The sequence below is a fragment of the Synergistaceae bacterium genome, assembly GCA_012521675.1.
Classification (GTDB): Bacteria; Synergistota; Synergistia; order Synergistales; family Aminobacteriaceae; genus JAAYLU01.
Genome location: JAAYLU010000111.1, coordinates 1 through 6,625 on the forward strand (window position 1 = coordinate 1; position 6,625 = coordinate 6,625).

Annotated in this window: 8 protein-coding genes and 1 tRNA gene; all 9 read left to right on the forward strand. The window is 58.7% G+C overall.

Going from position 1 to position 6,625, the window contains the following annotated elements:
* On the forward strand, positions 1-1,830 hold a 1,830-nt coding region (infB, locus tag GX181_09985), incomplete at its 5' end, for a translation initiation factor IF-2 (protein ID NLM72268.1).
* Complete coding sequence (locus GX181_09990; protein ID NLM72269.1) at positions 1,827-2,255, forward strand: DUF503 domain-containing protein; 429 nt, start codon at positions 1,827-1,829, stop codon at positions 2,253-2,255. The genes infB and GX181_09990, both read left to right, overlap by 4 nt.
* Positions 2,146-2,553: a 30S ribosome-binding factor RbfA gene (rbfA, locus tag GX181_09995; protein NLM72270.1), complete on the forward strand. Its 408-nt coding sequence runs from the start codon at positions 2,146-2,148 to the stop codon at positions 2,551-2,553. The genes GX181_09990 and rbfA overlap by 110 nt, the downstream gene beginning before the upstream one ends.
* Before the next feature lie 56 nt (positions 2,554-2,609).
* On the forward strand, positions 2,610-3,581 hold the full coding sequence (locus tag GX181_10000) for a bifunctional oligoribonuclease/PAP phosphatase NrnA (protein ID NLM72271.1): 972 nt from the start codon (positions 2,610-2,612) through the stop codon (positions 3,579-3,581).
* A complete protein-coding gene (truB, locus tag GX181_10005) occupies positions 3,553-4,467 on the forward strand; it encodes a tRNA pseudouridine(55) synthase TruB (GenBank protein ID NLM72272.1) in 915 nt (304 codons plus the stop codon). The genes GX181_10000 and truB overlap by 29 nt, the downstream gene beginning before the upstream one ends.
* Positions 4,464-5,417 carry a riboflavin biosynthesis protein RibF gene (ribF, locus tag GX181_10010; GenBank protein ID NLM72273.1) on the forward strand — a complete coding sequence of 318 codons (954 nt, stop codon included), beginning with the start codon at positions 4,464-4,466 and terminating at the stop codon, positions 5,415-5,417. Before truB ends, ribF begins: the two co-directional genes overlap by 4 nt.
* Before the next feature lie 88 nt (positions 5,418-5,505).
* Positions 5,506-5,581, forward strand: a tRNA-Arg gene (locus GX181_10015).
* A 99-nt stretch (positions 5,582-5,680) separates the two neighbouring features.
* Positions 5,681-6,127, forward strand: a complete 447-nt coding sequence (locus GX181_10020) for a DUF1850 domain-containing protein (protein NLM72274.1) — start codon at positions 5,681-5,683, stop codon at positions 6,125-6,127.
* Between the two features lie 12 nt (positions 6,128-6,139).
* The coding region (locus tag GX181_10025; GenBank protein NLM72275.1) for a C4-dicarboxylate ABC transporter permease at positions 6,140-6,625 on the forward strand (486 nt) is incomplete at its 3' end.

Below are 6,625 nucleotides of genomic sequence, written 5' to 3' on the forward strand. Positions count from 1 at the left end.
GAGGATCCTTCAAAGGACGGTCCAAAAACTACGAAAGAGGAGCAGAAAGTGACCAAAACCGAAACATTCGAGGTATCGAAAGGCTCGACGGTGAAAGCCGTGGCCGAGCTCCTGAAGGTGACGCCGGCGGAGGCGGTCAAGCGTCTCATAGACGCAGGAATGATGGTCCCCGCGGACGCCGCGGTCGACGATCGATCGTTGGATATTCTCAGCAAGACCTATGGTGTGCTGCTGACCCTTGCCTGCGACGACGCCGAACAAGAGGGCAAGTCAGAGACATGCGACGTGATAAAAAGAAAGCCCTCCATCGGCGACAACATGGAGCCCCGTCCACCCATCGTGACAGTCATGGGTCACGTCGACCACGGCAAGACGACGCTGCTCGACTTCATCCGGAAGACGAACATCACCGCACGGGAGGCGGGAGGGATAACGCAGCACATTGGCGCTTCCATCGTGAGGCACGAGGACAAGCAGATAGTATTCCTAGACACGCCCGGGCATGAGGCCTTCACCGCCATGCGTGCGAGGGGCGCTCGCGCAACGGACGTGGCAATACTCGTTGTGGCCGCGGACGACGGTGTGATGCCCCAGACCCGGGAGGCCATAAATCACGCAAGGGCGGCGGGTGTTCCCATAATCGTCGCGGTCAACAAGATAGACAAGCCGACCGCGAAACCGGATAGGGTGAGACAGCAGCTCTCAGACACCGGACTGACGCCGGAGGAGTGGGGCGGCTCGACGATAATGGTCGACGTGTCCGCGAAGGCCGGCGACGGCATCCCCCAGCTCCTGGAGATGATCCTTCTGGTGGCCGAGATGGAGGAGCTGGAGGCCGATCCGACCGTCCGCCCAGAGGGGGTCGTAGTAGAGGCGAAGCTGGACAAGGGCAAGGGATCGGTCGCCACGGTGCTGGTGCAGCAAGGGTCCTTGTGCAAGGGCGACATCGTTCTTTTCGACACTGCTTGGGGGAAGATAAGGGCGATGATAGACGCCGAGGGCAAGTCGATCGACTGCGCGGGCCCGAGCACCCCGGTGGAGATACTTGGACTGACGGCCGTCCCCCAGCCAGGCGAGGTCTTCAAGACTGTGGTAAACGAACGGGAGGCACGGGACGCGCTCAGCGAAAGGGAGCAGAAGGCCCGCAGCGCCCAGCAGGGCGGAGTGCGCAAGCTGACACTCGAGGAGCTCTACTCACAGCTCAAGGAGGGAGAAATTCCCCTTCTCAACCTGCTGCTCAAGTGCGACGTGCAGGGATCGGGAGAGGCCTTGGCTACTTCCCTTGAGAAGATGGCCACCAACGAGGTCGGGATAAACATCGTACACAGGGGCGTGGGGGGGATAGCCGAGTCCGACGTCATGCTGGCCTCGGCATCGAACGCCGTCATAATCGGCTTCAACGTCCGGCCGGACACGAACGCCAGGAGAGCCGCGGACGCCGAGGGAGTGCAGATACGCCTGTACAACATAATATACGATGCTATCGATGACGTGAAGGCCGCGCTCGAGGGCATGCTAAAGCCCCATATACGCGAGAACACCCTGGGACAGGCGGAGATCCGCCAGGTCATACGGGTTCCAAGGGCGGGCAATGTCGCCGGGAGCTATGTGCTCGAGGGCGTGATCAGAAGAAACTCGAAGATCCGTCTCATCCGAAACGGCATCGTCCTCTGGGACGGTGCCCTGGCGAACCTCAGGCGCTTCAAGGACGACGCCCGCGAGGTGGCGGCAGGGTACGAATGCGGAATAAGCCTGTCGAACTATCAGGACATCGAGGAGGGCGACATACTCGAGGCCTACGAGATCATCGAGGAGAAAAGGCATCTTTGACGGGCCGAGACCGTCGCCATGCGCCTTGTGGCGGGATACTTTTCGCATCGCTCCAGGCGCTTGGTTCAAGAAGCATCAAAGACCGCAGGCGCGTTGTCCGATCTCTTCTCGACAGGATCAGAAGGCGATGGAATGTCTCGGCCTCGGATCTTGGCCCGGATGGAAGCTGGTCGAGGATCGACCTGGCGGTCTCAGCCGTAGCACCCGAAATTTTCATGGTCGAAGAACGACTGCAGGCCGTGCTCTCTTTCCTGTTCAACGAAGAGAGGACGGGCGAGTTCTCAATCATCTACAACTGGCACGAGGTAGCCCGCTATGACGACGTTTCGTATGCAGAGAATAAACAAACTTCTTCAGAGAGAGGTCTCCATATTACTGAGCCTTCGCATAAAGAACGAGATAGCGAAGAAGGCGATTATTACTGATGTCGACTGCTCAAGAGACCTAGAACGAGCGAAAGTGTACTTCACCACCGTGGATCCTTCGGAGAGAGACGAAGTGGCCGAGGCCCTGGCAAGCGTGGCTGGAGCCCTTAGAAGTCGACTGGGCAAGCTGCTGTCCATAAGACAGGTGCCGGCCCTTTCCTTCCTCGTCGACACAAGCGAGGAGCACGCCCGCTCCATCGACAAGCTGCTCGACTCGCTGAAGATGAATGAAGCCCCGGATTCCGAACCGAACCATGACTCCGACGCCGCGCGTCACAAGGCCGACCCGGAGCTTTGAACGGCGGTGAAAACGTGCCCGAGAATACAGGCGTCACAAGAGGGATCTTTCAGGAGATGATTACGATCCTTTCCGATGCCTCGGAATGGATCGTAACCTGTCATGTCCACCCCGACGGAGACGCTCTGGGATCCGCGAGCGCCTTTCTCACCACGGGGAGAGAACTGGGGAAGAAAGTCGTGTGGGGTGGTCCGGACGCCTTCCCGTCCAACTACTCCTTTATCAAGGGCTCGGAGAGCTTCCGCGAGAACCTGACGCTGGAAGAACTGCGCCCGGGGACGGACTCGGTGGTGGTGGCGCTCGATACGGCGAACCGCGCCCGCTCCTTGAAGGACATTTCGTCCCTCCCGAAGGATGTGCCCCTGCTCAACATTGATCACCACGCGGACAACGAGCTGTTCGGAAGCGTGAATTACGTCGACCCGTCCGCCTCGTCCACCGGAGAGATAGTCTGGATGCTCTTCAAAGAGTGGGGCGTCTCCATGAGCATAGATGTCCTGGAGTCCCTCTACACGGCGATCTCGACCGACTGCGGCAGTTTTTCATTCTCTTGCACCACAGCTCGTACCCACAGAATTGCGGCTGAAATGCTCGAGGCCGGCGTGTCGCCGGCGAAGATGAACAAGCTGATAAGAAGTGGATCCTCTCTTCAAGCTCTTCACCTGAGGGGAGTCGCTCTTTCCAGGGCTTTCATCTCGAGTGGATTTGCCGCGTTCACGTGGCTGGAGGAGAGGGACTTTTCGAACACCGGGGCGGAACGGTCCGAGACGGAGTTCATCGTCGGAGAGCTGTTCTCCGTGAAAGACACGGAGTTTGCAGCCTTTTTCGTGGAGGACGAGGACGGCGTCAGAGTCTCTCTGCGTTCAAGAGGCCCGGTGGAGGCCTCCGAGATCGCCCGGCTCTTCGGGGGAGGAGGGCACAGGCAGGCGGCCGGGTGCATTCTCCCGCGCCCCCTGTCGAGGGCGCTGGAGACGGTACGAAACGCAGTGGAGGGAAAGTATGCACAGCGGACTGCTTCTTCTGAATAAGCCCACGGGGGTGCGGAGCGCAGTCTGTTGCGCCATGGTCAAGAGGCGTCTGAAAAATCGCTTCAAGGTAGGGCACGGAGGGACCCTGGACTCGACGGCCGAGGGGCTGCTGCCGATCCTGGTCGGGGCCGCGACCAGGACGAGCGACCTGGTTATGTCCCTCGTCAAGGAGTACGAGGCGACCATGGCCCTCGGAGAGGAGCGCTCGACTGACGACTACTCGGGTGAAGTACTCTTCTCGGGCGAAATGCCCCAAGACGCGGCGGGCCTCGTGAGGTTGTTGTTGCCGTCGTTCTACGGCCTCCGAATGCAGACGCCGCCCTCCGTCTCCGCAGTAAAGGTCAAGGGGCGCCGTGCACACAGGCTCGCAAGATCCGGGGAGTCCTTCCAACTGCGGGAACGGCCTGTCTACATACGATCCATATCGCTGATCGCCCCCGCAGGCTCGGATGGCGACTTGAGGCTGCGGATAGTATGCGGAAAGGGGACCTATATAAGAAGCATCGTTCGGGACATCGGCAGGATGGTTGGATGCGGCGCCCACACAATCGCCCTGACCAGAAAGAGAGTCGGCGACCTGACCCTCGACCGGGCCATTCCATTCGAGCTGTTGCAGGATGACGGAGCAGACATAATTCCACACATAATGCCGCTTTCACGCTTAGCGAAGAACTTCCACCGTTACGAGGCCGCTCAGGATGCGACAAGTCTTCTTCGCTCGGGCATTCCTGTCAGGTTGTCGATGCTCGGGCCGCCCCGGGCCGGGGACTTCGTCGCGGGAAACGGGACTATCGTCATGGGGGACGGGCTTTTCTGCTACGGGACCATCTCCGCGGACGGCCATTTCGTTCCTTCGGTCAACATACTCTTGGGGGGAAAGCCATGATCGTGGTGCTCGGGGCTTTCGACGGTTTTCATCGTGGACACGCCCTTCTGCTAGACAGGGCCCGTGCCCTCGCAGCCGAAAGAAACCCGGACAACTGGGGCGTCGTCACATTCACTCCCCACCCGGACAGGGTGATACTCGGAGACACGGTCAAATACCTGTTCACGGAGAGCGAACGAGACACGCTCGCCAGGTTCTTCGACATCCCCAATGTCGCAAGAATCCCGTTCGACAGGGAGCTCGCAGGGATGAGCCCCGCCGACTTCATAGCCGTGCTCGAGTCGCTTCTACCGGTATCCGGGATAGTGGTGGGGGAGGACTACCACTTTGGGCGAGGACGGAAGGGAGACGCCGACTTCCTGAGGGCCAGGGCATCGTCGAAAGGCTGGGCCTTCGAGATGGTGAGAACCCTGGAGACTGACGCCATGAAGATAAGCAGCAGCAGGGTAAAGACTCTCATAGTGGAAGGCGACGTGATCGAGGCCAGGAACTTGCTCGGATACCCGTTTTTTTTTACCGCCGATGTTGTGAAGGGAGACGGGCGAGGCCGCACTCTCGGATTCCCGACAGCCAACGTGCAATACCCGGAGGACAAGGTCGTCCCCTCGGAGGGGGTGTACGCCGCCTCCGTGTTCCTCGGGGAGAAATGGCTGCCCGGGGCCCTGAACATCGGGTTCAATCCGACATTTCTGAGCGGCTTGGAGTCGCCCCGGTTCGAGACCTATGTGCTGGATACCGACCGCACCTTTTACGGCGAGACCATCTCCGTGTTTATTGAGGAACGCATCCGCCCGGAGATCAGGTTCGGGTCGAAGACCGAGCTGAAGCGGAGGATGAAAGCGGACGCAGATGCCGCCCGTGAAATCTTCGACCGGGCCCGAGAGAGGGATGCCGATGTATACGGACGTCTCGCAGACGCATTATCGGGTTTTCAGGCCCCTCGGACTTGAAATATGACAGATAGGGTGTTAATATTCCACAGGTCACCCGTTCTAATTGCACGGTTTGACCTTTTCGAACTGAATATCGGTTGTTGACGGGCCTGTAGCTCAGTGGATAGAGCGGCACCCTCCTAAGGTGTAGGTCGGCCGTTCGAATCGGCCCAGGCTCGCCATTTTTTTTGAAAGCGGGTGGCGACTTGATCCCATTGTTACGGAAACATTTGGCTCTTTCGGTCGCCATTCTTGCATTATTCTACTTCTTTGCCGTTCCTATGAATTTCTTGACAATCACATCCTCCGGAGGGACGATACTGTACGATGCTCCGGTAGGAGGCGGAGAGTCCTTCATCCTGCGGTTCATTCACTCCGTCGAGAGAACCCCGATAGAGAGCGAATACAGGGTGGTGACAGGTAAGATAGTCCACTGGGAAGAGCGTTTCCTGTCACATAACGCCGGATTGCCGACCGAACCCCCGAGAAACGGGCGGTTCATCATGGCTGAAAACTGGATGATCCTCAGAGGGGGAGGTCCATCCGCCGGCTCCTTTCGCTACAGGGTAGGCAACGAGGAACTGGGGAGGAACCTGCTTTTTTTGCCGAACGGCTCCGAGGTCCTCCTCTACGTGGACTGCAAACATGATCTCCTTCTGTTTCGTGCGGAATTGTCCTGTTTGTTCGAGCACTATGTAATAGTTCTGGTCGATATGGCCAAAAATTAGGAGGTGGTCTTTTTGGCAGATGTCGATGAAAAGAAGACATCCGTTCAAGAAGAGATTGATCTTGACGCTTTAAGAAGAGAGTTCGACACGGAGGCGGGCTACAGGGATCTAAAAGGCGTTCCGGCCGTGATTGTCACCGCGCTGGCCGTGTGCATGTCCCTCTTTCATCTTTACACGTCGGGCTTCGGCCTGATGCAGTCCCTCATCCAGGCCTCTGTCCACCTTGCATTCGTCCTGGTTCTCGTCTTTTTGCTCTATCCGATCTCGCCGAAGCTGGTACAAAATGACATACCCTGGTACGACTACGCCCTGGCGATCCTGGGAGCGTTCGTCACCCTCTACCTCGTGGTCGAGTTTGACTCTCTGATCGGAAGGGCCGGATTGCCTACCACCATGGACATAGTCGTATCCTTCCTTGGAATCGCCGTCCTGCTCGAGGCCACGAGGCGCGTCACCAGCCCGGTGCTGCCGATCATCGCCATCTGCTTCCTCCTGTAC

Bases quoted from the DNA above. Each gene is read 5' to 3' on its own strand.
- rbfA (NLM72270.1), top strand. From the start codon at position 2,146: ATGACGACGTTTCGTATGCAGAGAATAAACAAACTTCTTCAGAGAGAG.
- GX181_10000 (NLM72271.1), top strand. From the start codon at position 2,610: ATGATTACGATCCTTTCCGATGCCTCGGAATGGATCGTAACCTGTCAT.
- truB (NLM72272.1), top strand. From the start codon at position 3,553: ATGCACAGCGGACTGCTTCTTCTGAATAAGCCCACGGGGGTGCGGAGC.
- ribF (NLM72273.1), top strand. From the start codon at position 4,464: ATGATCGTGGTGCTCGGGGCTTTCGACGGTTTTCATCGTGGACACGCC.
- GX181_10020 (NLM72274.1), top strand. From the start codon at position 5,681: ATGAATTTCTTGACAATCACATCCTCCGGAGGGACGATACTGTACGAT.